Here is a 25575-nt window from a genome sequence, read left to right as displayed (position 1 = left end):
AGTGATAGCGTATTATCCCCTGATTTCGGGTAGTCTGAAACCTCATGAAAACCAAAATTCTGGTCAGCGCGTGTCTGATGGGCTACAAGGTTCGCTATAACGGCAGCGAGAAAGCGGCTATTTCTGACACCCTCAGGCGCTGGCAGCAAGAGCAACGACTGGTGACGCACTGCCCGGAGCTGGCAGCAGGTCTGTCGATCCCGCGTTTACCCGCAGAGATTGTCTCAGGCGGCGGAAATGAGGTGATGGCGGGCCGCGCGCGCATTCTGGAAAGTGACGGTCGCGATGTGACTGCGCATTATCAGCTTGCCGCCTGGCTTGCGCTACGTGCAGCCCAGGAGGGGAACTGCCGCGCCGCCCTGCTGACCGACGGCAGCCCTACCTGCGGCAGCGAGCTGATTTACGACGGCAGCTTTCGCGGGCAAAAACGCGCAGGGATGGGCGTCGCCGCCGCACTGTTACGTGAACACGGTATTCAGGTATTTTCCGATAACCAGCTTGCTGAGCTGATCGCCTGGGTTGAGGAGAGAGACAATGATTCAGTGTAAACGGGTGTATGACGCACCAGCCGAAAACGACGGCTATCGCATTCTGGTCGACCGGCTCTGGCCGCGCGGCGTCAAGAAAGAGGCGCTGGCTTTTGATGAGTGGTGTAAAGCCCTGACGCCCTCCGGCGAGTTACGCAAAGCCTTTCACAGCGAAACCATTGATTTCGCCGCTTTTCGCGAGGCCTATCTGCAGGAGCTGGCGCAGCATCAGGACGAAGGGCAACGCGTGGCTGCCCTTGGGAAAAACCAGACCCTGACGCTGCTCTACGGCGCGAAGAACACGCGGCAGAACCACGCTCAGGTTCTGGCCGACTGGCTGCACCAGTTAGCTGAAGGTTAGTTCGTCGAGGATGTGTGACGCATCATCAGGCGTCAGCGGCAGCAGATGTTCCGGGCGCACAAAGGCAAAACCATGCTGATTATCAACGGCGTAAACATCGCCGGTGACCAGCCACAGAGCGCGATCGGCGCTGGCAGGCAGCTCGGTCATCACGCCGTTAACGGGGTTCAGGAAACGCAGGCCTGGCTTGCAGAGCGCAAAAAGCTCCACGGATTTGCCGATATTGCGCCGCCCGGCGGCAGTGCGGGCGCCGATGACCATGCACAGGCTGCCCGGTTTTAACTGAAACATACTTCTCTCGCGGTCTCTGTTATCAGCCACACGGACTGAGATAATTCTTAAAGAGAAGTGTATCGCAGTCGCTCCTGCCCTGTCACGCAGCAGGCGTTGGGTGATCGCGGCGGAACAACTCCCACTCATCAATCACTTCGCCGCCCGGCAGTTTGCACTCGGTGCGCACGCCCTGCGGACTTTGTACCGGAACGCGCTCTCCGCCCTTCTTCACACAGTACACGGCAGCAGGATTAGCCATACCGATTTGCGGAGGTTTCGGCGCGTCGGGCGGGGTCGAACAGGCGGCCAATGGCAGAGCCATCGCCAGCAGCAGGTATCGCATGGGGTTGTCCTTTCTGTTTGCAAAGTCTAAAGCGTACCGGGACTTCGCCGTTTTCTCCATGATTTCTCCATTAAACCTGCACTTTTTCACCCTATAGTGGCTGCGTTCTCAATGACCAGAGAACATCATTCCGTAATCAAGATGTCTTTGCCCCGCACGCCTGTGCGGGGCTTTTTTTCGCCTGCCCTGCCACGCGTACCGCGACAATATATAAAATTTCCTGTATTCGTGTTTTACTATGCCCCAGCCGAAAAATTCAGCACAACATGCAGATACTGGCGTCTTCTGCATGGGAGTTTACCCACGTCATGTCGGATATTATTCTTGCCCGTGTTTCAGAAACCCTTGCAACAGAACAATCCCTTGAAAGCCTGGTTCGACAGCTCCTGGAAATGCTGGAGATTGTCACCGAGATGGAATCGACCTATCTGACGAAAGTCGATATCAATGCGCGTTTGCAGCATATTCTTTACGCCCGCAACAGTAAGCAGATGCAGATCCCAGAAGGGCTGAGCGTGCCGTGGGGCGATACGCTGTGTAAGCGCGCCATCGATAGCAACTCTTTTTTCAGTAATGAGGTCGCGGAACGCTGGGCCGACTGCGACGCCGCCAAAGCGCTGGGCATCACAACCTACGTGAGTATTCCTATTCATCTTGCAGATGGTTCGCTGTACGGCACCCTCTGTGCGGCCAGCACGCAAAAACAGACCTTAAGCGACCGGGCCGAGCAGGTTCTGCAGCTTTTTGCCGGGCTGATTGCGCAGTACATTCAAAAAGAGTCGCTGGTTATTCAGCTGCGCGAGGCGAACGCGGCGCTGATCGCGCATTCCTATACGGATGCGTTAACCGGTTTACCCAACCGCCGGGCGATTTTTGATAATCTCAATACCCTGTTCTCGCTGGCGCGCCACCTCAAGCGCAATGCCATCATCGCCTACATCGATCTTGATGATTTTAAGCTCATCAACGATCGCTACGGCCATGAGACGGGCGATCAGTTTTTGGTTGAGGTCGGTAAGCGATTGATCGACGGCCAAACCGAAGACGACATCGTCGGGCGGCTCGGCGGCGATGAGTTTTTAGTGGCCTGCCTGAGTAAGGGTGAAAAAGCGGTCGATAATACGCAAATCAATATTCTGCGCACGCAGCTTGGCGCGTCGATTGCCGGAGAGTACTGGCTTGGAAACGTACACCTGGTCTACCCTGGCGCGAGCCTGGGCGTGGTGGCGGTGGATCCTGCCAGTACCGATGCAGACAGCGCGTTGCGCGCGGCGGATACGGCCATGTACCTGGATAAAAAAGGCAAAAGCAAAACACGCTTTCTCCCGGATGAGTAACCCCGTACACTCTGCGGGCAAGGAAACCTTAGAGGTGATGTGATGAGGATCGGAATTGTTTTCCCGGTCGTTATTTTTATAACGGCAGTGGTATTTTTAACGTGGTTTTTTGTCGGCGGTTACGCCGCGCCGGGGGCATAAATGCGTAAGACAACCATCATTATGTTGATCGTCGCGGTCGTGGCGGTGGCGGGTACCCAGCTTGGCTGGTGGTGAACCCGGAAAACTAAAAAGGCTGCCCTTTGGCAGCCTTTTTTGATGGTGAACGCTGTTAGCTTTTGATTTTTCTGTAGATAAACAGAACCACCAGCGCACCCACTACCGCAACAGCAAAGCTGCCGATATTGAAGCCATCGACTTTACCAAAACCGAACAGGGTGCTGATCCAGCCGCCGACCACGGCGCCCACGACCCCCAGTATTACTGTCACGAAGAACCCACCGCCATCTTTGCCCGGCATGATCCACTTCGCCAGAATCCCCGCAATAAGCCCAAAGATAATCCAGGATAAAATTCCCATAGCTTTCCTCTCTGTATGGTTTTTTGTCATTAAATCAACGACACAGAAAAGGATAGCACAGGATCACCAAAATGATATTTGTGATAGGGATCACGCTGCCTGTTTGCACATTTTATCAGCACTTAAAAAAATCACGCACCACACAAAAGATGGGGTTGCAACTTTAGTTGAGAAAGATTATCTTTCTCAACACTGAATAGTTGAGCAAATCACTCAGGTATTCAGTACGACATTGCTCACATTGCTTCCAGTATTTCTTGCCCACTTTTTAGTGGGCTTTTTTTTGCGCCGTTGCCCCCCTCGCCCGGGATACGCATCCGGATCATCAAGTTTAAATATTGCGTTTCCCCTCAGAAAAAACAGTAAACATCATATTTTGGTTTTGGACTGATTTTGATGTTTCTCTCAATCAAGCCCCTTTTACCCCTGCCGATAACCCTTCCAACATTAATGGTATTTCGTTACAGGTTATAAAGGGGTTTACTGTGAAAAATATTAAAATCAGAGTCGGGCTGTTGATCGTTCTGACGACTTTTACGCTTATGCTCATTCTTTCCAGCGGGCTGGGACTCTATTTCCTCCACCGCAGCAATAATGATATTCAGACATTAAGTTATAACGCCGGAGAACAAAAAGCGCTCAACAACGTGCGTAATGCCATATTGCGCGCGCGGGTGATTATTGACTCGGCCTCGCAAGCGAAAACCCACGGCGATGATATTGATGAACCTGCTATTCAGGCCAGTATCCGCAGAGAGATGCAGACCGCCGCTGAGCAATTCCAGCTGTTTGTGCAAATCCCGGGGCTTTCCACCATTCATCCGGAAGTGGGCGCAAGAATGAAAGACCGTTACGACCAGCAAATAGCCGTCATTGCTCACAACTCCGGCCTGCTGATTAATATTAATGATCCGCAGGAACTGAAACTGGCGCTCGCCAAATATCTCGACACCACCCTGCAGGTGCGTCAGGCCTGGGATGATGAATATCACTCTTATATTGATACCACGCAGCGTAATCTGGATGGCGTCATTAGTTACAGCAACAGTTCTTATCAATTTGCCCTGTACGTGATGATCGCCTTACTGATTCTTGCCGCCGTGTTGTTCTTTGTTATCAACGCCTGGATGCGGAAAATGTTAATCCTGCCGCTGCAGGAAGTGGCTGAGCATTTTGAATTTATCGGTAAAGGCGATCTGACCGGAGATATTCACGTCGCTAACAATAATGAAATTGGCTTGCTGTTCGCCTCCTTACAAACCATGCAGGCTGAACTGAACTCGACGGTGGTCTCTATCCGTCAGGGCGTTGAGTCCATCAATATTGGCACGCAGGAGATTTCATCCGGCAACAACGATCTTTCTCGGCGTACCGAAGAGCAGGCCGCAGCCGTAGTCGAAACCGCGGCGAGCATGGAACAGATCACCTCCACGGTGAAAATGAATACCGATAATGCCCTTGAGGCGGCACAGATGGTGCAAAACGCCGCCGGAATTGCCAACGAAGGCGAAGAGCAGATGCGCGGCATGATGAAAAAGATGGACGCCATCAGTCAGAGCGCTCAAAAGATGGTTGAGATCATCAGCGTTATCGACAGCATTGCCTTCCAGACCAACATTCTGGCCCTGAACGCCGCCGTAGAAGCAGCGCGTGCAGGCCAGTCCGGGCGCGGTTTTGCCGTGGTCGCAGGCGAAGTCAGAAACCTCGCCCGTCGCTGTACGGACTCTGCAAAAGAGATCACCACGCTCATCAACGAATCGCGCCTGTATATTGAAGAAGGGGCTGAACTGGCCAATAAAACCAGCCAGACCATGCTGGATATCAGCGGAGCCGTCAGTAAGGTCAATGTGATGATGGAAAACATCGCGCTGGCGTCGGAAGAGCAAAGCCGTGGGGTGGAGCAAATTCGTATCGCAATCACCCAGATGGATCACGTCACGCAACAAAACGCCGCGTTAGTGGAAGAAGTGGCCACCACCGCGTCGGGGGTCAACGAGCAGGCAAACTTGCTGTCACACTCTGTGTCGCTTTTCAAAGTGAAAGAGGTTTACTAAGACGGGCTGTCCGGGAGCGGAAGCTCCCGGATCCAGCAAGAGACATCATGATGGATGATACGATGAGCAGAATATTGAAGCTCAGTGATGGTGAATTTCGCCATTGCTGTGCTTAGGCCCTATTCGTCCTGCTTCAATTAAGATTTCCTCAATTAACTCCTCAAGACACTCTCGCCCGTGATGATCGCAGACCAGGTGTACCTGTCGGGAAATCTCGTCAGTATTCATACCATCGCATAATGCCGATTTCAGCATTATCGATGCCCACCGTTTGGCTTCAGAATGAGTCAGCATAACCCCTCCCGATATCGGTTACCTGTTTAAGCGTAGCTAGCCGGGAGTGATTCACCAGGGTTTTTGATCAGTAAAATGCAACACGTTTTTACAGAGGGCTGGATGCAAGTCATTAACAGAGATATCGCCTAAAAACGGGGAGAAAAGAGAGGAATATGGCGATCGTTTTGGGGCAGATTTTACGGTGAATAAAAAAACGGGAGCCCATCGGCTCCCGCTTTCTTTTAACCCAGAATCTGGATTACATGTTCGCGATAATCGCGTCGCCAAACTCTGAACATTTCAGCAGCTTAGCGCCTTCCATCAGACGTTCGAAGTCATAGGTGACGGTTTTGGCGTTGATTGCGCCTTCCATACCTTTAACGATCAGGTCTGCGGCTTCGAACCATTCCATATGACGCAGCATCATTTCTGCGGAAAGGATGATGGAACCTGGGTTCACTTTATCCTGGCCTGCATACTTAGGTGCTGTACCGTGGGTTGCTTCGAACAGTGCGCACACGTCACCGATGTTTGCGCCTGGGGCGATACCGATACCGCCAACCTGGGCTGCCAGGGCGTCGGAGATGTAGTCACCGTTCAGGTTCATACAAGCGATTACGTCGTATTCAGCTGGACGCAGCAGGATCTGCTGCAGGAACGCATCGGCGATCACGTCTTTGACCACGATCTCTTTGCCGGTATTTGGGTTTTTGATTTTCACCCATGGGCCGCCGTCGATCAGCTCACCGCCGAACTCTTCACGCGCTAACTGGTAACCCCAGTCTTTGAAAGCGCCTTCGGTGAACTTCATGATGTTGCCTTTGTGAACCAGGGTCACGGAATCACGATCGTTGGTGATAGCGTATTCGATGGCTGCACGAACCAGGCGTTTAGTGCCTTCTTCGGAGCACGGCTTGATGCCGATGCCGCAATGTTCAGGGAAACGAATCTTCGTCACGCCCATCTCATCACGCAGGAATTTGATCACTTTTTCAGCTTCGGCGCTGTCGGCTTTCCACTCGATGCCCGCATAGATGTCTTCGGAGTTTTCACGGAAGATAACCATGTTGGTCAGTTCAGGGTGTTTCACCGGGCTTGGCGTGCCTGCGTAGTAGCGCACCGGGCGCAAACATACGTACAGGTCAAGTTGCTGGCGCAGTGCCACGTTCAGGGAACGAATACCGCCACCGACCGGGGTAGTCAGCGGGCCTTTGATGGCAACGCGGTAATCACGAATCAGGTCCAGCGTTTCTTCTGGCAGCCAGACATCCTGGCCATACAGTTGGGTAGATTTTTCGCCGGTATAGATTTCCATCCAGGAAATTTTCCGCTCGCCCTTATAGGCTTTCTGTACGGCGGCATCCACCACTTTAATCATGGCTGGCGTCACATCCACACCGATACCATCACCTTCAATGAAAGGAATGATTGGGTTGTGAGGGATGTTCAGTTTGCCATCTTGTAGGGTGATCTTCTTACCTTCCGCCGGAACGACTACTTTGCTTTCCATTAACCTCTCCTTCGAGCGCTTCTGGTTTTTTGTTAATGAGTTGTAATATGCGACCTCATACTACTCGAATATCTGGCTCGCGCCAATCACTCATGAATTTCCGTTATAATGCGTGAATACATTCATTCTGAAAACACTATGAACAAAACTTCTTTTAGAAATCACCAAGTTGAACGATTCAGCACCCGACGCAACGCCAAAAAAAAGCCTGACACTGGACCGAAGCGGCTGGTTATCTTCAATAAACCCTACGATGTGCTGCCGCAGTTCACAGACGAGGCGGGACGCAGCACGCTAAAAGATTACATCCCGTTACAAGGAATTTACGCCGCAGGCCGTCTGGACCGCGACAGCGAAGGGCTGCTGGTGCTCACCAATGACGGTCAGCTCCAGGCGCAGCTGACTCAGCCTGGCAAACGTACCGGCAAAATTTACTACGTGCAGGTGGAAGGCGAGCCGACGCAGGATGCGGTAGAGGCTTTGCGCAATGGCGTTACGCTTAATGACGGCCCCACCCTGCCCGCAGGTGTTGAACGGGTCGAGGAACCGCAGTGGCTGTGGCCGCGCAATCCGCCCGTTCGCGAGCGCAAAACTATCCCCACCAGCTGGTTGAAAATCACCTTATACGAAGGACGGAATCGACAGGTGCGACGCATGACAGCGCATGTCGGTTTCCCAACCTTGCGTCTGATACGCTATGCGATGGGTTCCCTGACGCTGGACACGCTGGCGTCCGGTGAGTGGCGAGAGATTCCGATCGATTCAATCTAAGGAGAACAGATGTTTAAACCACACGTTACCGTCGCCTGCGTAGTTCACGCCGAAGGAAAATTTCTGGTCGTAGAAGAGACCATCAACGGGAAAGCGCTGTGGAACCAGCCTGCAGGCCATCTCGAAGCCGACGAAACGCTGGTGCAGGCCGCCCGCCGTGAGCTGTGGGAAGAGACCGGCATTCATGCCGAGCCGCAACACTTTGTTCGTCTGCATCAGTGGATCGCCCCCGATCGCACCCCCTTCCTGCGCTTTTTGTTCGTCGTCGAACTTAACGAAATGTGCGCCACTGAACCGCACGATGACGACATCGATCGTTGCCTGTGGGTCACTGCTGAGGAGATCCTGAATGCCCCAAACCTCCGCTCACCGCTGGTTGCCGAAAGTATTCGTTGCTACCAGTCTGGCAGCCGCTTGCCGCTTGAGGTGATCGCGGAATTTAACTGGCCGTTTACAGAGGGTGCCAACACCGGGGGCGCGTGATAGAATACGCCGCCTTTAAGTTCAATGTCGTGAGTATTCCATGTCAGATAACAGCCAGAAAAAAGTAATCGTCGGCATGTCCGGCGGTGTCGATTCCTCCGTTTCCGCCTACCTGTTGCAACAGCAGGGTTATAAGGTGGAAGGCCTGTTCATGAAGAACTGGGAGGAAGATGATGGCGAGGAATATTGCACGGCTGCGGCGGATCTTGCGGATGCGCAGGCCGTGTGCGACAAACTCGGCATTGAGCTGCATACCGTAAACTTTGCTGCAGAGTACTGGGACAACGTGTTCGAACTCTTCCTCGAAGAGTACAAAGCGGGCCGCACTCCGAACCCGGATATCCTCTGCAACAAAGAGATCAAATTCAAGGCGTTCCTCGAATTCGCCGCCGAAGATCTGGGCGCGGACTTTATCGCGACCGGCCACTACGTGCGTCGCGCCGATGTGGATGGCAAAAGCCAGCTGCTGCGCGGTCTCGACGGTAACAAAGATCAGAGCTACTTCCTTTACACCCTGGGCCACGAGCAGATTGCGCAAAGCCTGTTCCCGGTCGGTGAACTGGAAAAACCGGAAGTGCGTAAAATCGCTGAAGATCTGGATCTGATTACCGCGAAGAAAAAAGACTCTACCGGCATCTGCTTTATCGGCGAACGTAAATTCCGCGAATTCCTCGGCCGCTATCTGCCTGCGCAGCCGGGCAAAATTATCACCGTGGACGGCGATGACGTCGGCGAGCATCAGGGTCTGATGTATCACACCCTCGGCCAGCGTAAAGGGCTGGGCATCGGCGGCACCAAAGACGGCAGCGAAGAGCCGTGGTACGTGGTCGATAAAGACGTTGAAAACAATATTCTGGTTGTGGCTCAGGGGCACGAACATCCGCGTCTGATGTCCGTCGGCCTTATTGCCCAGCAGCTGCACTGGGTCGATCGCGAACCGTTCACCGGCACCCTGCGCTGCACGGTGAAAACCCGCTATCGTCAGACTGATATCCCCTGCACCGTAACGGCCATTGATGACGAACGCATCGAAGTGCGTTTCGACGAGCCTGTCTCTGCCGTTACGCCTGGTCAGTCCGCCGTCTTCTACAGCGGCGAAATCTGCCTCGGCGGCGGGATCATTGAACAGCGTCTCCCGCTGGCCGCTGTTTAAACCGATTGCACACCAAAAGGAGCCTGTGTGGCGAAGAATTATTATGACATCACCCTGGCACTGGCAGGAATTTGCCAGTCAGCCCGTCTGGTGCAACAGCTGGCGCATCAGGGTCATTGCGATGCTGACGCGCTGCACGTTTCGCTCAACAGCGTTATCGACCTTAACCCCGGCTCTACGCTCGGGGTGTTCGGTGGCAGTGAAACGAATCTTCGCCTCGGTCTCGAAACCCTGCTCGGCGTGCTCAATGCCAGCAACCGCCAGGGGCTGAATGCAGAACTGACCCGCTACACGTTGAGCCTGATGGTGCTGGAGCGTAAGCTCAACAGCGCGAAAGGTGCGATGGATACGCTCGGCAACCGCATCGCCGGGCTGCAGCGTCAGCTCGACCATTTTGATTTGCAGTCCGAAACCCTGCTGAGTGCGATGGCCGCGATTTATGTCGATGTCATCAGCCCGCTTGGGCCACGCATCCAGGTCACCGGCTCCCCTGCCGTGCTGCAAAGCCCGCAGGTACAGGCGAAAGTTCGCGCCTCACTGCTGGCCGGGATTCGTGCCGCCGTGCTGTGGCAACAGGTTGGCGGTGGCCGACTGCAGTTAATGTTCTCTCGTAATCGCCTGACGACTCAGGCAAAACAAATTCTTGCTCATTGTTAACCTCCCGGAGTTGCGAATTATGGAATTATCCTCACTGACCGCCGTTTCCCCTGTCGATGGACGTTACGGCGATAAAGTCAGCGCGCTGCGCGGGATCTTCAGCGAATATGGTCTGCTGAAGTTCCGTGTACAGGTTGAAGTGCGCTGGCTGCAAAAGTTAGCTACCCAGGCAGCAATCAAGGAAGTTCCTGCTTTTGACGCCCAGGCAAACGATTACCTTGATAAAATCGTCGCGGAGTTCAGCGAAGAAGACGCGGCGCGTATTAAAACCATCGAGCGCACCACCAACCACGACGTAAAAGCGGTTGAATACTTCCTGAAAGAGAAAGTAGAAAGCGTTCCGGCGCTGCACGCGGTGTCTGAGTTCATCCACTTCGCCTGCACCTCAGAAGATATCAACAACCTGTCTCACGCGCTGATGCTCTCTACCGCGCGCCAGGACGTGGTGCTGCCTTACTGGCGCAAAATCATCGACGCGGTGAAAGACCTGGCCGTGCAATACCGTGATATTCCACTGCTCTCCCGTACCCACGGTCAGCCAGCCACACCGTCGACGATGGGTAAAGAGATGGCAAACGTGGCCTACCGCATGGAGCGCCAGTATCGTCAGCTGGAGCAGGTTGAGATCCTCGGTAAAATCAACGGCGCGGTTGGCAACTACAACGCCCACATCGCCGCGTACCCGGAAGTGGACTGGCACCAGTTCAGCGAAGAGTTCGTGACCTCTCTGGGCATTCAGTGGAACCCGTACACCACCCAGATCGAGCCGCACGACTACATCGCCGAGCTGTTTGACTGCATCGCGCGCTTCAACACCATCCTGATCGACTTCGATCGCGATGTGTGGGGCTACGTGGCGCTGAACCACTTCAAACAGAAAACCATCGCGGGCGAAATCGGCTCTTCCACCATGCCGCATAAAGTGAACCCGATTGACTTCGAAAACTCCGAAGGCAACCTGGGTCTGGCGAACGCCCTGCTGCAACACATGGCGAGCAAACTGCCGGTTTCCCGCTGGCAGCGTGACCTGACGGACTCCACCGTGCTGCGTAACCTCGGTGTCGGCATCGGCTATGCGCTGATCGCCTACCAGTCCACCCTGAAAGGTGTGAGCAAACTGGAAGTGAACCGTGACCGTCTGCTGGACGAACTGGATCACAACTGGGAAGTGCTGGCAGAGCCGATTCAGACCGTGATGCGTCGTTACGGCATTGAAAAACCTTACGAAAAACTGAAAGAGCTGACCCGCGGCAAGCGCGTGGACGCCGAAGGCATGAAGCAGTTTATCGACGGTCTGGATGTGCCAGAAGAAGAGAAAACGCGTCTGAAAGCAATGACGCCGGCGAACTACATCGGTCGCGCCATTGCTATGGTTGATGAGCTGAAGTAATTCCCCTCACCCTCTTTCCGCCCGGAAAGAGGGTTCCTTCCTCTGCGGTTTACTCAATGTTTATCCCCACAACAACATAATCAGCGTTAAACTATTCATACCATTAATTTTAGGGAGAAGAGATGATGCGCGTATTGGTTGTTGAGGATAATGCATTGCTACGTCATCACCTGAAAGTTCAGCTTCAGGAAATGGGGCATCAGGTCGACGACGCGGAAGACGCAAAAGAGGCGGATTATTATCTCAATGAACACCTGCCTGATATTGCCATCGTCGATCTGGGGCTGCCGGACGAAGATGGTCTGTCGCTGATCCGCCGCTGGCGCAGCCATGATGTCTCCCTTCCGGTGCTGGTCTTAACCGCCCGCGAAGGCTGGCAGGACAAGGTCGAAGTGCTCAGCGCGGGTGCCGACGATTACGTGACCAAGCCGTTCCATATCGAAGAAGTGTCTGCCCGTATGCAGGCCCTGATGCGCCGTAACAGCGGTCTGGCGTCACAGGTGATCTCTCTTCCTCCGTTCCAGGTCGATCTCTCGCGTCGCGAATTCTCCATCAATGACGAAGTCATTAAGCTGACAGCGTTTGAATACACCATTATGGAAACGCTGATCCGCAACAGCGGCAAAGTGGTGAGCAAAGATTCTTTAATGCTCCAGCTCTATCCTGACGCCGAACTGCGCGAGAGCCACACCATTGATGTGCTGATGGGGCGTTTACGTAAAAAAATCCAGGCGCAATATCCGCAGGATGTCATCACCACGGTCAGGGGTCAGGGATACCTGTTTGAACTACGCTAAATGAAGAAAATCCTTCGCCATTTACTGCCGCTGTCGCTGCGGGTCCGCTTTTTACTGGCTACCGCCGCGGTGGTGCTGATCCTCTCCCTCGCCTACGGCATGGTGGCGCTGGTTGGCTACAGCGTCAGCTTTGATAAAACCACCTTCCGCCTGCTGCGCGGCGAGAGCAATCTCTTCTACACTCTGGCCAAATGGGAAAATAATCGCATCAGCGTGGAGATGCCGGAAAACCTGGACCGGCAAAGCCCGACGATGGCGCTGATCTACGACGAGAAAGGCAAACTGCTGTGGGCGCAACGACATGTCCCGTGGCTGGAAAAAAGTATTCGTCCAGAGTGGCTAAAAACCAACGGCTTCCACGAAATTGAGGCCGACCTGAATTCCACCAGCTCCCTGCTCGGCAACGATGCCTCCATGCAGCGTCAGCTCGACGAAATCCGCGCGGATGACGACGATACAGAGATGACGCACTCGGTGGCGATCAATCTCTATCCGGCGACCATGGATATGCCGCAGCTCACGATTGTGGTGATCGACACCATTCCCGTTGAGCTGAAACGATCCTATATGGTCTGGAGCTGGTTCGTGTATGTTCTGGCAGCTAACCTGCTGCTGGTGATCCCGCTGCTGTGGATCGCCGCCTGGTGGAGCCTGCGCCCTATCGAATCGCTGGCGAAAGAGGTTCGCGAACTCGAAGAGCACAACCGGGATAAACTCAATCCGCAGACCACCCGCGAGTTGACAAGCCTTGTGCGCAACCTTAACCGCCTCTTGAAAAGTGAGCGTGAGCGTTACGATAAATACCGCACCACGCTGACGGATCTCACTCACAGTCTGAAAACGCCCCTTGCGGTGATGCAGAGCACGCTGCGATCCATGCGCAGCTCAAAGCTCAGCGTGGACGACGCCGAGCCGGTGATGCTGGAACAGATCAGCCGCATCTCCCAGCAGATTGGTTACTACCTGCACCGCGCCAGTATGCGCTCGGGCAGCCCGTTGCTCAGCCGAGAACTGCACCCCGTCGCCCCCCTGCTGGACAGCCTGACGTCAGCGCTGAATAAGGTCTATCAACGTAAAGGGGTGAACATTAGCCTCGATATTTCGCCTGAGATCAGTTTCGTCGGCGAGAAGAATGACTTTATGGAAGTGATGGGCAATCTGCTGGATAACGCCTGCAAATATTGCCTGGAGTTTGTCGAAGTTTCCGCCCATCAGACCGATGACGAGCTGCACATTATCGTCGAAGATGACGGCCCCGGCATTCCGCAGAACAAACGCGACGTGGTTTTTGATCGTGGCCAACGCGCCGACACGCTGCGTCCTGGTCAGGGCGTGGGGCTATCCGTCGCGCAGGAGATTGTCGATCAGTATGCCGGGCGCATCGAAACCAGCGATAGCCTGCTGGGCGGCGCGCGGATGGTGGCGATTTTTGGGCGTCAGCACCCCTCTTCTGACGATAGTTAGTACTGAATGTGAAAAAAGCGAGATTCTCGCGCGCAGGCTCTTACGCTTCCGTTATAATCCGAGTCAGTAAGAGCCTGCGGAAATATAATTATGGATTATCACTTAACACTAAACTGGCCCGAGTTTATCGAACGCTACTGGCAAAAACGCCCTGTCGTTCTGAAACGCGGGATCAGCAATTTTGTCGACCCCATCTCCCCGGATGAACTGGCCGGACTGGCCATGGAAAACGAAGTCGACAGCCGCCTGGTGAGCCACCAGGATGGAAAATGGCAGGTCAGCCACGGTCCTTTTGAGAGCTACGATCACCTCGGCGAGACCAACTGGTCACTGCTGGTACAGGCCGTGAACCACTGGCATGAGCCGACCGCAGCCCTGATGCATCCGTTCCGCGCCCTGCCCGACTGGCGCATGGACGATCTGATGATCTCCTTCTCTGTACCAGGCGGTGGCGTTGGCCCGCACCTCGATCAGTACGATGTGTTTATCATTCAGGGAACCGGCCGCCGTCGCTGGCGCGTGGGCGAGAAAGTGCCGATGAAACAGCACTGCCCGCACCCGGACCTGCTCCAGGTCGACCCGTTTGAAGGTATTATCGACGAAGAGATGGAGCCGGGCGATATCCTCTATATCCCGCCAGGATTCCCGCACGAAGGGTATTCCCTGGAAAACTCCCTTAACTACTCAGTGGGTTTCCGTGCGCCGAGCGGGCGCGAGATGATCAGCGGTTTTGCTGATTATGTCCTGCAGCGCGAGCTGGGCAGCCATCGCTACAGCGATCCGGACGTTCCTGCGCGCGAGCACCCTGCCGACATTCTGCCGCAGGAGCTGGATAAACTGCGCGAAATGATGCTGGGCCTGATTAACGAGCCGGAGCATTTCCGTCAGTGGTTTGGGGAGTTTGTCAGCCAGTCGCGTCACGAGCTGGATGTCGCTCCTGCCGAGCCGCCTTATCAGCCAGATGAGATTTATGATGCCCTGCAACAGGGTGATTCGCTGGTCCGTCTGGGTGGGTTGCGCGTGTTGCGCATTGGCGACGATATCTTCGTCAATGGCGAGAAGCTCGATTCCCCGCACCGTCCTGCGTTGGAAGCGCTGGCGAGTCATATGGTTCTGAATGCTGAGACCTTCGGCGATGCGCTGGAAGATCCTTCATTCCTCGCCATGCTGGCGGCGCTGGTGAACAGCGGGTACTGGTTCTTCGAGGACTGAGTGCACAAGTGCCCGGTAGCACTTTGCTTACCGGGCACTGTTTCTCTCACTGCTTCGCTGTCAGCTCCGCAATTCGCACAATCACTTTTACCGCTTTCTCCATCCCTTCCAGCGTCACAAACTCGTGCTTGCCGTGGTAGTTATAGCCGCCGGTAAACAGGTTCGGGCACGGCAATCCCATGAAGGAGAGCTGCGAGCCGTCGGTGCCGCCGCGAATGGGTTTGAGCTGCGGTTCGATGTCGCAATCGCGCATCGCCTGCTGGGCGATATCCAGGATGTGCGCATGCTCCATCACCTTCTCGCGCATATTGTAGTAGCTGTCCTCGATGATCAGCTCAATGTAGCAATCCGGGTGCAGCCCTTTGCCGACCTTTTTGGCGATCTCCATCATCTTACGCTTACGCGCTTCGAACGCCTTGCGATCAAAATCGCGAACGATGTAGTGCATCTGCGCACTGTCCACCGTGCCTTTAATACTGGTGAGATGATAGAAGCCTTCATAGCCTTCGGTCTGCTCCGGACTCTCTTCAGCGGGGACTTCCGCATGAATTCGCGAGGCCAGCGAAAGCGCGTTGACCATCACCCCTTTCGCCGACCCCGGATGCACGTTGTTGCCGACAATTTTAATGGTCACCGAAGCCGCGTTAAAGTTTTCAAACTCCAGCTCTCCGACGCCGCCGCCGTCAACGGTGTAGGCCCACTTCGCGTTGAAAGCCTCAACGTCGAAATGTTTCGCCCCTTTGCCCACCTCTTCGTCTGGCGTGAAGGCCACACGGATATCACCGTGCGGAATGTTTTTGCCTTTCAGCACCGCCAGCGCCGTCATGATCTCCGCGACACCGGCTTTATCGTCGGCGCCCAGTAGCGTTTTACCGTCGGTGGTGATCAGCGTCTGGCCCAGCAGCTGATGGAGCACCGGGAACATCACCGGCGAGAGCACCTCATCACCGATACCAAGTGCGATATCGCCGCCACGGTAGTTTTCGACAATCTGCGGATTAACGTTCTTTCCGCTAAAATCAGGTGACGTATCGACGTGAGAAATAAAGCCAATCGCCGGAACCGAACCTTTTACGTTCGACGGCAGCGTCCCCATCACAGTGCCCTTTTCGCTTAAGGTCACATTGACCAGACCAAGCTCTTCCAGCTGATCCTTCAGCAGGTTTAAAAGCTTCCACTGGCCCTCGGTGCTCGGCACCTGTCGGACACCCGCTTTAGATTGGGTATCCAGCGAAACGTACTGTAAAAAACGCTCAAGTAATTTTTCCATGCAGTCACCCTCACTTTTTGTGACAACATTATCAGTAAGCATCAAAACCCAAATATTGCGTCAGGTCACTTTTATCCCGTAAACGAGAATATTTTCGATTTTGTCGTGATTCGTTAATAAATGTAGCTTATCAATCAGTCACAAGGATTGGTGATTTCAGTGGTTTGCCGTAGAATGACCGCCCTCATTAAGAGTCACCAAGGTGGTTACACACAAACCCCGCAGTCGGTAAACCCACCGACGCGTTTATATGGGACAGCGCCAAAAATTGAATACACAACCGGGAACACTGTCACCGCTGGTTCTTCTGTCGGGGATCAGCAAAAGTTTCGATGGTAAAACCGTCATTGACGATCTTAACCTGACTATCAATAACGGTGAGTTTCTCACGCTGCTAGGCCCCTCGGGCTGCGGCAAGACAACCGTTCTGCGCCTGATTGCCGGACTGGAAAGTGTCGACAACGGCCATATTCATCTCGAAAATCAGAACATCACCGATGTTCCCGCTGAACATCGTCACGTTAATACCGTCTTCCAGAGCTACGCCCTTTTCCCGCACATGACCGTGTTCGAAAACGTGGCATTCGGCCTGCGCATGCAGAAAACCCCTGCCGATCAGATTACCCCACGGGTGAACGACGCCCTGCGGATGGTTCAGCTCGACGAGTTCGCCCAGCGCAAACCGCATCAGCTCTCCGGCGGGCAGCAACAGCGCGTCGCCATTGCGCGCGCCGTGGTCAACAAACCCCGCCTGCTACTGCTGGATGAGTCCCTCTCCGCACTCGATTACAAGCTGCGCAAACAGATGCAAAACGAGCTGAAAGCGTTGCAGCGTAAGCTCGGCATTACCTTTGTATTCGTCACCCACGATCAGGAAGAGGCTCTGACCATGTCGGACCGTATCGTGGTGATGCGCGACGGCAAGATCGAGCAGGATGGCACGCCGCGTGAAATCTACGAGGAGCCAAAAAACCTGTTTGTGGCCAGCTTCATTGGCGAGATCAATATCTTCGACGCAACGGTCATTGAGCGTCTCGACGAGCAGCGCGTGCGCGCCAGCGTCGAAGGTCGCGAGTGCAATATTTACGTTAATTTTGCGGTCGAAAAGGGCCAGAAACTCAACGTGATGCTACGCCCGGAAGATCTGCGCGTCGATGAAATCCACGACACCGCCGAGGCGGAAGGCCTTATTGGCTACATCCGCGAGCGTAACTACAAAGGGATGACGCTGGAGTCGGTGGTTGAGCTGGAGAATGGCAAAATGGTGATGGTCAGCGAGTTCTTTAACGAGGACGATCCGGACTTTGACCATCCGCTCGATCAGAAAATGGTCGTTAACTGGGTAGAGAGCTGGGAGGTTGTGCTGGCCGATGAAGAACACCAGTAAATTCCAGAATGTGGTGATCGCCACGATCGTGGGTTGGCTTGTGTTGTTTGTTTTCCTCCCCAACCTGATGATCATTGGTACCAGTTTTTTGACCCGCGACGACGCCAGTTTCGTCAAGCTGGTCTTTACGCTGGATAACTACGCACGCCTGCTGGACCCGCTCTACTTTGAGGTCCTGCTGCATTCACTCAACATGGCGCTGATTGCGACTCTCGCCTGCCTGGTGCTGGGCTATCCCTTCGCCTGGTTTCTGGCCCGGCTGCCGCAAAAAGTCCGTCCGCTGCTGCTGTTTCTGCTGATTGTTCCCTTCTGGACCAATTCACTGATTCGCATCTACGGCCTGAAGATTTTCCTCAGTACCAAAGGCTATCTGAACGAGTTTCTGCTGTGGCTGGGGGTGATTGATACGCCGATCCGCATCATGTTTACCCCGAGCGCGGTGATTATCGGTCTGGTCTATATTCTGCTGCCGTTTATGGTGATGCCGCTCTACTCCAGTATCGAAAAGCTCGACAAACCGCTGCTCGAAGCGGCACGCGATCTGGGTGCCAGCAAACTGCAAACCTTCCTCAGGATAATCATTCCGCTGACCATGCCGGGTATTATTGCCGGCTGCCTGCTGGTGATGCTCCCGGCGATGGGGCTATTTTACGTCTCCGATCTGATGGGCGGTGCGAAAAATCTGCTGATCGGCAACGTGATAAAAAGTCAGTTCCTGAACATTCGCGACTGGCCTTTCGGCTCTGCCACCAGCATTACGCTGACGGTGGTGATGGGCCTGATGCTACTCGTCTACTGGCGCGCCTCCCGCTGGCTGAATAAACAGGGAGATCTCGAATGATCGGTCGTCTGCTGCGTGGCGGTTTCATGACCGCCATTTACGCCTATCTTTATATTCCAATTATCATTTTGATCGTGAACTCGTTTAACAGTTCACGTTTCGGGATCAACTGGCAGGGCTTTACCACCAACTGGTATAGCCTGCTGATGAACAACGACAGCCTGTTGCAGGCGGCACAGCACTCTCTGACGATGGCGATCGCGTCGGCGACCTTCGCCACGCTGATTGGCTCACTGACCGCCGTGGCGCTCTACCGCTACCGTTTTCGTGGTAAACCCTTCGTCAGCGGGATGCTGTTTGTGGTGATGATGTCGCCGGATATCGTGATGGCGATTTCACTGCTGGTGCTGTTTATGCTCATCGGCCTGCAGCTTGGCTTCTGGTCGCTGCTCTTTTCGCACATCACCTTCTGCCTGCCCTTTGTGGTGGTGACGGTTTACTCGCGACTGAAGGGCTTTGACGTGCGAATGCTCGAAGCGGCGAAGGATCTGGGGGCGAGTGAGATGACCATTCTGCGCAAAATCATTCTGCCGCTGGCAATGCCTGCGGTCGCTGCCGGATGGCTTTTGAGCTTCACGCTGTCGATGGACGACGTGGTGGTCTCTTCCTTCGTCACCGGGCCGAGCTATGAAATTCTGCCATTGAAAATCTACTCAATGGTGAAAGTCGGTGTGTCACCGGAGGTGAACGCGCTGGCGACGATTCTGTTGGTGTTATCGCTGGTGATGGTGATTGCCAGCCAGATTATTGCTCGTGATACAACGAAATCTCAGGGGACGTTAAAATGAAAAAATGGTCACGCCACCTGCTCGCGGCAGGTGCTCTCGCAATCGGCATGAGCGCCGCGCACGCGGACGACAGTAAGACGCTCTACTTCTACAACTGGACCGAGTATGTGCCGCCAGGCCTGCTTGAACAGTTCACCAAAGAGACGGGGATCAAGGTGATCTATTCGACCTACGAGTCGAATGAAACCATGTACGCCAAGCTCAAAACCTACAAAGACGGCGCCTATGATGTAGTGGTGCCCTCCACCTATTTCGTCGACAAAATGCGCAAAGAGGGCATGATCCAGAAGATCGACAAGACGAAATTAACCCACTTCGGCAACCTCGATCCGGAGATGCTGAACAAGCCGTTCGACCCGAATAATGATTACTCTATCCCCTACATCTGGGGCGCAACCGCCATCGGCGTGAACAGCGACGAGATCGACCCGAAAACCGTCACCAGCTGGGCTGACCTGTGGAAACCGGAGTACAAAGGCAGCCTGCTGCTGACGGACGATGCGCGCGAAGTGTTCCAGATGGCGCTGCGCAAACTGGGCTATTCCGGTAACAGCACCGACCCGAAAGAGATCGAAGCGGCCTATAACGAGCTGAAAAAGCTGATGCCAAACGTAGCAGCGTTTAACTCCGATAACCCGGCTAACCCGTATATGGAAGGCGAAGTGAATCTGGGGATGGTGTGGAACGGTTCTGCGTACGTCGCGCGTCAGGCCGGTACGCCGCTGCAGGTCGTCTGGCCGAAAGAAGGCGGGATCTTCTGGATGGACAGCCTTTCGATTCCGTCTAACGCCAAAAACGTCGACGGTGCGATGAAGCTGATTAACTTCCTGCTGCGCCCTGAGGTGGCAAAACAGGTGGCGGAAACCATTGGCTATCCGACGCCAAATCTGGCGGCACGCAAGCTGCTCAGCCCTGAGGTAGCGAACGATAAATCACTGTATCCGGATGCGGAAACCGTGAAGAAAGGCGAATGGCAAAACGATGTGGGCGACGCAAGCCGCATTTATGAAGAGTATTATCAGAAGTTAAAAGCAGGCCGATAGCGTTAACCGGCCCTCTTCCCTACGAAGAGGGCCGGGAAAATTACAATCCCTTCAAGAGCTTTTCGACAAAATCTGGCACCACAACGCTCGCCAGACCATACTGTTTCTCTTCAAACTCGCTGCCGACCTGGCTCGGTTCCAGATTCAGCTCAACCGTGTGCGCACCGTGCAGCCGTGCTTCATGCACAAAACCTGCCGCCGGATAGACATGCCCTGACGTGCCAATCGCAATAAACACATCTGCCATTGCCAGCGCGCTGTAGATCTCGTCCATACCCAGCGGCATTTCGCCGAACCACACCACGTGTGGACGCAGAGGTGACGGGAACTGGCAGCAATGGCACTTGTCATCGAGCGTGATATCACCGGTCCAGTCGAGGACCTGACCGCTCCACGCGCAGCGCACTTTCAGCAGCTCGCCGTGCATGTGGATGATATTGTGATTCCCGGCGCGTTCATGCAGGTTATCGATATTCTGCGTCACCAGCAGAAAGCGGTCGCCCAGTGCCTCTTCCAGCTTCGCCAGTGCCAGATGCGCTGCATTGGGCGCAATCTCCGGCGACTGTAGCTGACGGCGGCGGTCATTATAGAACGTCTGCACCAGCTCAGGATTACGGGCAAAGCCTTCCGGCGTTGCTACGTCTTCGACGCGATGTTCTTCCCACAATCCATCCGTGGCGCGAAACGTCCGGATCCCGGACTCGGCAGAAATCCCCGCCCCGGTCAGTACCACGACTCTTGGCTTTTCCATACCTTCTGGCATCACCCTGTCTCTGAAAAAAATCCGCTGGCGTAAGCGCTCACGCAGGCGGCGTTTATTTTTGCGAAAACGGCTCAGTCGACCTAACCGACGCGACAGCATAAAAACCTCGTATAACTAGCGGGTGAGATGAAGGAATGCCGCACCGCGCATGCCTCCGGCATCCCCATGACGCGCACGTTCAATACGCGGTACGCGGGCGACCGGCAGCAAATGTCGGGGCAGTCGCCCGGACAAATGCTCCGTGATCGCCGAAAAGTTGGATAACCCGCCACCGATCACCAGTAAATCGGGATCGACAATGGTCAGAATATTGCCCAGACACACCGCCAGCAGATCAAGATAGCGCTCAACGTGTTCGCGGGCCTGTTCATCGCCCTGCTCCCACAAGGTGATGATTTCCGGCGCTTCACGTTTCTGATGATAGAAGTGTTCGTAAAGCCATGCAAACCCGCGACCGGAAAGATAATTCTCAATGCAACCGTGCTGCCCACAGCCGCAGCGGGTCAGGGGAAAATCACGCCCGACCACCTCCAGCGCATCCACCGGCAGGCGGATATGGCCGAACTCACCGGTAATATAACTGCGACCGGTAATCGGCTTGCCGTTAATGATAATCCCGCCGCCGACGCCCGTCCCCAGAATCAGTCCCATGACTAAAGGGTACTGACGGAACTCATCGTCCCAGGCTTCGGAGAGGGCAAAGCAGTTGGCATCGTTGTCGAGACGCACATCGCGTTCAAGGAGAGCAGAGAGATCGGCGCGCAACGGTTTACCGCTGGCGGCTGGCACGTTGGCGGCGTAGAGCGTACCGTCGTCGGTTTCCGGCATCCCCGGAATACCAATCCCCACGGAGCCTTTCACACCAAAACGGGTGTCTGCGTCGGTCACCAGGGCGGCGATCGCGTTCAGAAAATCGTCGTAACTGTCGCGTGGCGTGGGTACACGGGTTTCCCACTGCAATTTGAGCTGTTCATCAAATACGCCGAGCGCAATTTTAGTGCCGCCAATATCAAATCCATAATACATAACGCATTCCTCTTTCTGATTTGGCGGCCCGAAAACCGCTAAATCATGACGTAATTACTGGCCACTTAGCACCCTCGCCGGATCAATTCGGCTTGCGCGACGCGCTGGATACCAGCTTGCCAGCAGACTCAGTAAAAGTGCTGTAACCAGCACATAAATAACGTCCAGCCAGTGCAACTCAGACGGCAGGAAGTCAATAAAATAGATGTCACCCGACAGGAATTGATGTCCAATCAGCTTTTCAATGCCGTTGATAATCGGCGTCAGCTGCAGAGAAACCACCACGCCGATCACCACGCCGCAGAGGCTGCCAAACAGACCCGCCAGCAGACCATACCAGACGAAAATGGCACGAATAAGACCGTCTTTAGCGCCCAGCGTGCGCAGAACGGCAATGTCGCTGCTCTTGTCTTTAACGGCCATCACCAGCGTCGAGACGATGTTAAAACAGGCCACGCCAATCACCAACACCATCGCCAGATACATAATGGCGCGGATCATCTGAATATCGCGATACATATAGCCGTAGGTGCCTATCCAGCTTTTGATATAGACATAGTTGTTGGTCACACCACCGGCGTCGCGCACCAGTTTATTCGCGTTGAAGACGTCGTTGACCTTAATGGCGATACCGGTGACGCTGTCGGCCATATCCAGGTACTGACGCGCATCGTCCAGCGGGACCATCGCAAAGCTATGATCGAGCTGACCGCTCAGGGCTAAAATCCCGGTCACGTGCAGACGCACGCGCTTCGGCTGCTGGAGTTTGTGATCGGCACTGGCGTTCGGGATCATGATCGACACCCAATCGCCCTGCTTCACCTTCAGCGCATCCGCGACACCTTTGCCGATGATAATCTGCTGCTCACCCGCTTTAAAGTTCGCCCACGCGCCGTTCTGCACAAACTGTGGCAGCGCACTCAAACGCGCTTCCTGCTGCGGATTCACCCCTTTCACCTGAATGGCGCGCAGATTCGCTCCGCTCTCCACCAGGCCGGTAAAGTTGATGTAAGGTGCTGCGGCCACAATGCCCGGCACGTTTTCCACTTTCGTGAGCGCCTCGCTCCAGTGGGTCCACGGCTGATTCACCGGTTCAATTTCGCCGTGCGGAACGACCGCCAGAATGCGGTTATTCAGCTCACGTTCAAAGCCGTTCATCGCGCTTAAGCCGACGATCAGCACCGCCACGCCGAGCGCGATACCCACGGTAGAGATCACGGAAATCAGCGACACCATGCCGCCGCGACGGCGGCCACGGCTAAAGCGCATACCGATCAATAAGGATAACGATGACGCCATTACTCGGCTCCCATCAGGGTCAGTTCCGCCGTCAGACGACCGTCACGCATCTCCAGCTGACGGCTCATGCGTCGCGCCAGCTGCAGATCGTGGGTCACCACCAGGAACGCCGTTCCCTGGGAGGCGTTCAGTTCGCCGAGGAGCTGGAAAATGCTGTCTGCGTTGCGCGCATCAAGGTTACCGGTCGGTTCGTCCGCCAGCACCAGACGCGGGTTATTCACCAGCGCACGGGCAATCGCCACACGCTGGCGTTCGCCACCGGAAAGTTCAGACGGACGATGGTTCCCGCGATGACCGAGGCCAACGGCTTTCAGCATGTCGCTGGCGCGGGTATTGATCTCTGCCGGTTTCTTTTTGCCAATCAGCAGCGGCATCGCGACGTTTTCCAGCGCGGTGAAATCAGGCAGCAGGTGGTGGAACTGGTAGATAAAGCCAAGAGACTGATTACGCAGATCGGCTTTCGCCGTCGACGTCATTTTGCTCATCGGCTGGCCGGAGAAGATCACATCGCCGGAGGTCGGCGTATCCAGCCCGCCCAGCAGGTGCAGCAAGGTACTTTTGCCCGAGCCGGAGCTACCGACAATCGCCATCATCTCGCCTTCGCCTACGCTGAAACTGACCTCATGCAGGACATCGGTCTGCACGGTGCCTTCCTGATAGCGTTTGGACAGGTTGTCGCATTGCAACAGGATCTTATTCATAACGTAAAGCCTCAGCGGGTTGAGTGGCGGCGGCGCGCCAGGAAGGATAAAGCGTAGAGAGCAGCGCAATGGCCATCGCGACCAGCGCAATACCCACGACCTGCAGCGGCTCGATCGCCACCGGCAGTGCGGCACCGTCGAGCAGAATGCCGATAATCGGCATCAAATTATTGAGCTGGCTGGCGAGCAGCGCACCCAGTACGGCACCCAGCAGCGCCCCGATAATCCCGGCGCTCGCCCCCTGAACCATAAACACCGCCATAATCTGGCGCGGCGTCAGCCCCTGGGTTTGCAGGATCGCCACTTCGCCCTGCTTTTCCATCACCATCAGGCCAAGCGACGTGATGATGTTAAACGCGGCAACGGCAACGATCAGGCTCAGCAGCAGGCCCATCATGTTCTTTTCCATGCGCACGGCCTGGAACAGCTCGCCTTTACGCTCGCGCCAGTCCTGCCATTTGGTGCCTTCCGGAAGTTTTTGCTCGCTCAGAACATCCACTTTCAGCGGTTCGTTGAGCCACAAACGCCAGCCGCTAATGTTACCCAACGGATAACGCATCAGACGGGAGGCGTCCTGAATATTCACCAGCATTTGATAGCCGTCGACTTCGCTGTTAGCGGCGAAGGTGCCGATCACGTTGAACAGGCGCTGGCTCGGCAAGCGCCCCATCGGGGTGAACTGGCTGGCCGACGGCACCATCACGCGCAGCTGATCGCCACGGTTGACGCCAAGCTGTCCGGCGAGCTGCTCGCCGAGAATAACGTTGTATTTGCCTGGCTCAAGATCGGTCTGTTTGACGTTAACCAGATACGGAGTGAGCGGATCTTTCTGCGCCGGATCGATGCCCAGCATCACCCCCACCGACACGCTGCGCGCGCTTTGCAGCACCACGTCACCCGTTGTCAGCGGCGCAATACGGCTGACGCCCTGTAACTTTACGGCGCTTTCGGGCAGCTGTTGCGGATTGATGGAGCCCTGAGAGGAAGAGAGAACCGCCTGCGGCATCAGTCCCAGGATGTTGTTTTGCAGCTCGCGCTCGAAGCCATTCATCACGGACAGAACCGTCACTAAAGCCATCACGCCAAGCGTAATGCCAATAGTGGAAAGCCAGGAGACAAAGCGACCGAAGCGGTCCGCGGCGCGCCCACGCATGTAACGTAAGCCTATAAAGAGTGCGACAGGTTGGTACATGAAATCCGTCTGGTTGCTGATAGCAGACCCACGAGTATATAAGCGAATCCGTTAAGCGTAAATGACTGAAACCGTAAGCTTTGGTAATGATTTTGGCGAAAAAACAAGAAAAATCATCAGGCTACTTGCCGATCGGC

The 25575-nt window shown here is 54.9% G+C and carries 28 protein-coding genes; 18 read left to right on the top strand and 10 right to left on the bottom strand.

All coding sequences use genetic code 11. The features are described 5' to 3' along the window. Positions 1-44 precede the first annotated feature (44 nt). Both C0560_RS08350 and C0560_RS08345 read left to right on the top strand, forming a co-directional pair. Positions 45-548: a DUF523 domain-containing protein gene (locus C0560_RS08350; protein WP_248859973.1), complete on the top strand. Its 504-nt coding sequence runs from the start codon at positions 45-47 to the stop codon at positions 546-548. Then, positions 535-888, top strand: coding sequence for a DUF488 domain-containing protein (locus C0560_RS08345; protein WP_248859971.1), 354 nt, complete (start codon positions 535-537; stop codon positions 886-888). Before C0560_RS08350 ends, C0560_RS08345 begins: the two co-directional genes overlap by 14 nt. On the opposite strand, the gene C0560_RS08340 is transcribed toward C0560_RS08345, so the two are convergent. Next, positions 874-1179, bottom strand: a complete 306-nt coding sequence (locus C0560_RS08340) for a hypothetical protein (protein ID WP_100780540.1) — start codon at positions 1177-1179, stop codon at positions 874-876. The two genes, C0560_RS08345 and C0560_RS08340, sit on opposite strands and share 15 nt — an antisense overlap. A gap of 82 nt (positions 1180-1261) precedes the next feature. Further along, the gene (locus C0560_RS08335) at positions 1262-1504 is read right to left on the bottom strand and encodes a DUF333 domain-containing protein (protein ID WP_100780541.1); all 243 of its coding nucleotides are present in this window, start codon (positions 1502-1504) and stop codon (positions 1262-1264) included. A 308-nt stretch (positions 1505-1812) separates the two neighbouring features. Here C0560_RS08335 and C0560_RS08330 point away from each other — a divergent pair, with 308 nt between their 5' ends. From C0560_RS08330 to yoaJ, 3 genes are read left to right on the top strand one after another with little or no spacing between them, the layout of a single operon-like run. Next, the gene (locus tag C0560_RS08330) at positions 1813-2841 is read left to right on the top strand and encodes a sensor domain-containing diguanylate cyclase (protein ID WP_123429089.1); all 1029 of its coding nucleotides are present in this window, start codon (positions 1813-1815) and stop codon (positions 2839-2841) included. Positions 2842-2883: 42 nt separating this feature from the next. After that, positions 2884-2982: a YoaK family small membrane protein gene (locus tag C0560_RS08325; protein ID WP_041689378.1), complete on the top strand. Its 99-nt coding sequence runs from the start codon at positions 2884-2886 to the stop codon at positions 2980-2982. Continuing rightward, positions 2983-3057: a protein YoaJ gene (gene yoaJ / locus C0560_RS21010; protein ID WP_107704291.1), complete on the top strand. Its 75-nt coding sequence runs from the start codon at positions 2983-2985 to the stop codon at positions 3055-3057. It abuts the gene before it with no gap. A gap of 55 nt (positions 3058-3112) precedes the next feature. Here yoaJ and C0560_RS08320 read toward each other — a convergent pair whose 3' ends face one another. Beyond that, positions 3113-3361: a GlsB/YeaQ/YmgE family stress response membrane protein gene (locus C0560_RS08320; RefSeq protein ID WP_100780542.1), complete on the bottom strand. Its 249-nt coding sequence runs from the start codon at positions 3359-3361 to the stop codon at positions 3113-3115. A gap of 485 nt (positions 3362-3846) precedes the next feature. Between C0560_RS08320 and C0560_RS08315 the strand changes: the two genes are divergently transcribed. After that, entirely contained in the window at positions 3847-5415 is a 1569-nt protein-coding gene (locus C0560_RS08315) for a methyl-accepting chemotaxis protein (protein ID WP_248859970.1), read from the top strand. Positions 5416-5950: 535 nt separating this feature from the next. Here the strand turns inward: C0560_RS08315 and icd are convergent. Next, positions 5951-7201, bottom strand: a complete 1251-nt coding sequence (gene icd / locus C0560_RS08310; protein WP_248859969.1) for an NADP-dependent isocitrate dehydrogenase — start codon at positions 7199-7201, stop codon at positions 5951-5953. Positions 7202-7309: 108 nt separating this feature from the next. Between icd and rluE the strand changes: the two genes are divergently transcribed. The 8 genes from rluE (at position 7310) to C0560_RS08270 (ending at position 15128) form a co-directional block, all read left to right on the top strand. Next, entirely contained in the window at positions 7310-7972 is a 663-nt protein-coding gene (gene rluE, locus C0560_RS08305; RefSeq protein ID WP_100780545.1) for a 23S rRNA pseudouridine(2457) synthase RluE, read from the top strand. Positions 7973-7981: 9 nt separating this feature from the next. After that, positions 7982-8455, top strand: a complete 474-nt coding sequence (locus C0560_RS08300) for an NUDIX hydrolase (RefSeq protein WP_100780546.1) — start codon at positions 7982-7984, stop codon at positions 8453-8455. Positions 8456-8495: 40 nt separating this feature from the next. Beyond that, positions 8496-9608: a tRNA 2-thiouridine(34) synthase MnmA gene (gene mnmA, locus C0560_RS08295; protein WP_100780547.1), complete on the top strand. Its 1113-nt coding sequence runs from the start codon at positions 8496-8498 to the stop codon at positions 9606-9608. Between the two features lie 27 nt (positions 9609-9635). Continuing rightward, positions 9636-10265, top strand: a complete 630-nt coding sequence (gene hflD / locus C0560_RS08290; protein ID WP_100780548.1) for a high frequency lysogenization protein HflD — start codon at positions 9636-9638, stop codon at positions 10263-10265. Positions 10266-10284: 19 nt separating this feature from the next. Beyond that, entirely contained in the window at positions 10285-11655 is a 1371-nt protein-coding gene (gene purB / locus C0560_RS08285; RefSeq protein ID WP_102103465.1) for an adenylosuccinate lyase, read from the top strand. A gap of 125 nt (positions 11656-11780) precedes the next feature. Then, complete coding sequence (gene phoP / locus C0560_RS08280; protein ID WP_100780550.1) at positions 11781-12452, top strand: two-component system response regulator PhoP; 672 nt, start codon at positions 11781-11783, stop codon at positions 12450-12452. Next, positions 12453-13916 carry a two-component system sensor histidine kinase PhoQ gene (gene phoQ, locus C0560_RS08275; protein ID WP_102103464.1) on the top strand — a complete coding sequence of 488 codons (1464 nt, stop codon included), beginning with the start codon at positions 12453-12455 and terminating at the stop codon, positions 13914-13916. A gap of 90 nt (positions 13917-14006) precedes the next feature. After that, positions 14007-15128 carry a cupin domain-containing protein gene (locus C0560_RS08270; protein ID WP_100780552.1) on the top strand — a complete coding sequence of 374 codons (1122 nt, stop codon included), beginning with the start codon at positions 14007-14009 and terminating at the stop codon, positions 15126-15128. 46 nt (positions 15129-15174) lie between these two features. Here the strand turns inward: C0560_RS08270 and pepT are convergent, their stop codons facing one another. Further along, entirely contained in the window at positions 15175-16398 is a 1224-nt protein-coding gene (gene pepT / locus C0560_RS08265) for a peptidase T (RefSeq protein ID WP_248859968.1), read from the bottom strand. A gap of 250 nt (positions 16399-16648) precedes the next feature. On the opposite strand from pepT, the gene potA reads away from it, so the two are divergent. Genes potA through potD form a run of 4 tightly spaced genes read left to right on the top strand, consistent with a single transcriptional unit; the run spans position 16649 to position 20457 of the window. Continuing rightward, positions 16649-17785 carry a spermidine/putrescine ABC transporter ATP-binding protein PotA gene (gene potA / locus C0560_RS08260; RefSeq protein ID WP_102103463.1) on the top strand — a complete coding sequence of 379 codons (1137 nt, stop codon included), beginning with the start codon at positions 16649-16651 and terminating at the stop codon, positions 17783-17785. Beyond that, positions 17769-18626, top strand: coding sequence for a spermidine/putrescine ABC transporter permease PotB (gene potB / locus C0560_RS08255; protein ID WP_102103462.1), 858 nt, complete (start codon positions 17769-17771; stop codon positions 18624-18626). The genes potA and potB overlap by 17 nt, the downstream gene beginning before the upstream one ends. Beyond that, on the top strand, positions 18623-19414 hold the full coding sequence (gene potC / locus C0560_RS08250; RefSeq protein ID WP_100780556.1) for a spermidine/putrescine ABC transporter permease PotC: 792 nt from the start codon (positions 18623-18625) through the stop codon (positions 19412-19414). The genes potB and potC overlap by 4 nt, the downstream gene beginning before the upstream one ends. Continuing rightward, positions 19411-20457 carry a spermidine/putrescine ABC transporter substrate-binding protein PotD gene (gene potD, locus C0560_RS08245; protein WP_102103461.1) on the top strand — a complete coding sequence of 349 codons (1047 nt, stop codon included), beginning with the start codon at positions 19411-19413 and terminating at the stop codon, positions 20455-20457. Before potC ends, potD begins: the two co-directional genes overlap by 4 nt. A 40-nt stretch (positions 20458-20497) precedes the next feature. Here potD and cobB read toward each other — a convergent pair whose 3' ends face one another. Genes cobB through lolC form a run of 5 tightly spaced genes read right to left on the bottom strand, consistent with a single transcriptional unit; the run spans position 20498 to position 25438 of the window. Further along, on the bottom strand, positions 20498-21319 hold the full coding sequence (gene cobB, locus C0560_RS08240; protein WP_102103460.1) for a Sir2 family NAD+-dependent deacetylase: 822 nt from the start codon (positions 21317-21319) through the stop codon (positions 20498-20500). A gap of 15 nt (positions 21320-21334) precedes the next feature. Continuing rightward, positions 21335-22246 (bottom strand): N-acetylglucosamine kinase, encoded by a 912-nt coding sequence (nagK, locus tag C0560_RS08235; RefSeq protein WP_123429091.1) that lies wholly within the window; start codon positions 22244-22246, stop codon positions 21335-21337. A gap of 54 nt (positions 22247-22300) precedes the next feature. Further along, positions 22301-23545: a lipoprotein-releasing ABC transporter permease subunit LolE gene (gene lolE, locus C0560_RS08230; protein WP_248859967.1), complete on the bottom strand. Its 1245-nt coding sequence runs from the start codon at positions 23543-23545 to the stop codon at positions 22301-22303. Then, positions 23545-24246: a lipoprotein-releasing ABC transporter ATP-binding protein LolD gene (gene lolD / locus C0560_RS08225; protein ID WP_100780561.1), complete on the bottom strand. Its 702-nt coding sequence runs from the start codon at positions 24244-24246 to the stop codon at positions 23545-23547. The genes lolE and lolD overlap by 1 nt, the downstream gene beginning before the upstream one ends. Further along, positions 24239-25438 (bottom strand): lipoprotein-releasing ABC transporter permease subunit LolC, encoded by a 1200-nt coding sequence (gene lolC, locus C0560_RS08220; protein ID WP_100780562.1) that lies wholly within the window; start codon positions 25436-25438, stop codon positions 24239-24241. The genes lolD and lolC overlap by 8 nt, the downstream gene beginning before the upstream one ends. Between the last annotated feature and the right edge of the window lie 137 nt (positions 25439-25575).

This window comes from Lelliottia sp. AC1 (assembly GCF_023278595.1).
Classification (GTDB): Bacteria; Pseudomonadota; Gammaproteobacteria; order Enterobacterales; family Enterobacteriaceae; genus Enterobacter; species Enterobacter nimipressuralis.
Note: the sequence above shows the minus strand (reverse complement) of the source record. Positions and strands in the feature narration are given on the sequence as shown.

Coding starts and splice junctions, on each gene's coding strand:
- C0560_RS08350 (WP_248859973.1), top strand. CDS start 45: ATGAAAACCAAAATTCTGGTCAGCGCGTGTCTGATGGGCTACAAGGTT.
- C0560_RS08345 (WP_248859971.1), top strand. CDS start 535: ATGATTCAGTGTAAACGGGTGTATGACGCACCAGCCGAAAACGACGGC.
- C0560_RS08340 (WP_100780540.1), bottom strand. CDS start 1,179: ATGTTTCAGTTAAAACCGGGCAGCCTGTGCATGGTCATCGGCGCCCGC.
- C0560_RS08335 (WP_100780541.1), bottom strand. CDS start 1,504: ATGCGATACCTGCTGCTGGCGATGGCTCTGCCATTGGCCGCCTGTTCG.
- C0560_RS08330 (WP_123429089.1), top strand. CDS start 1,813: ATGTCGGATATTATTCTTGCCCGTGTTTCAGAAACCCTTGCAACAGAA.
- C0560_RS08325 (WP_041689378.1), top strand. CDS start 2,884: ATGAGGATCGGAATTGTTTTCCCGGTCGTTATTTTTATAACGGCAGTG.
- C0560_RS08320 (WP_100780542.1), bottom strand. CDS start 3,361: ATGGGAATTTTATCCTGGATTATCTTTGGGCTTATTGCGGGGATTCTG.
- icd (WP_248859969.1), bottom strand. CDS start 7,201: ATGGAAAGCAAAGTAGTCGTTCCGGCGGAAGGTAAGAAGATCACCCTA.
- rluE (WP_100780545.1), top strand. CDS start 7,310: ATGCGTGAATACATTCATTCTGAAAACACTATGAACAAAACTTCTTTT.
- C0560_RS08300 (WP_100780546.1), top strand. CDS start 7,982: ATGTTTAAACCACACGTTACCGTCGCCTGCGTAGTTCACGCCGAAGGA.
- mnmA (WP_100780547.1), top strand. CDS start 8,496: ATGTCAGATAACAGCCAGAAAAAAGTAATCGTCGGCATGTCCGGCGGT.
- purB (WP_102103465.1), top strand. CDS start 10,285: ATGGAATTATCCTCACTGACCGCCGTTTCCCCTGTCGATGGACGTTAC.
- phoP (WP_100780550.1), top strand. CDS start 11,781: ATGCGCGTATTGGTTGTTGAGGATAATGCATTGCTACGTCATCACCTG.
- phoQ (WP_102103464.1), top strand. CDS start 12,453: ATGAAGAAAATCCTTCGCCATTTACTGCCGCTGTCGCTGCGGGTCCGC.
- C0560_RS08270 (WP_100780552.1), top strand. CDS start 14,007: ATGGATTATCACTTAACACTAAACTGGCCCGAGTTTATCGAACGCTAC.
- pepT (WP_248859968.1), bottom strand. CDS start 16,398: ATGGAAAAATTACTTGAGCGTTTTTTACAGTACGTTTCGCTGGATACC.
- potA (WP_102103463.1), top strand. CDS start 16,649: ATGGGACAGCGCCAAAAATTGAATACACAACCGGGAACACTGTCACCG.
- potB (WP_102103462.1), top strand. CDS start 17,769: ATGAAGAACACCAGTAAATTCCAGAATGTGGTGATCGCCACGATCGTG.
- potC (WP_100780556.1), top strand. CDS start 18,623: ATGATCGGTCGTCTGCTGCGTGGCGGTTTCATGACCGCCATTTACGCC.
- potD (WP_102103461.1), top strand. CDS start 19,411: ATGAAAAAATGGTCACGCCACCTGCTCGCGGCAGGTGCTCTCGCAATC.
- cobB (WP_102103460.1), bottom strand. CDS start 21,319: ATGCTGTCGCGTCGGTTAGGTCGACTGAGCCGTTTTCGCAAAAATAAA.
- nagK (WP_123429091.1), bottom strand. CDS start 22,246: ATGTATTATGGATTTGATATTGGCGGCACTAAAATTGCGCTCGGCGTA.
- lolE (WP_248859967.1), bottom strand. CDS start 23,545: ATGGCGTCATCGTTATCCTTATTGATCGGTATGCGCTTTAGCCGTGGC.
- lolD (WP_100780561.1), bottom strand. CDS start 24,246: ATGAATAAGATCCTGTTGCAATGCGACAACCTGTCCAAACGCTATCAG.
- lolC (WP_100780562.1), bottom strand. CDS start 25,438: ATGTACCAACCTGTCGCACTCTTTATAGGCTTACGTTACATGCGTGGG.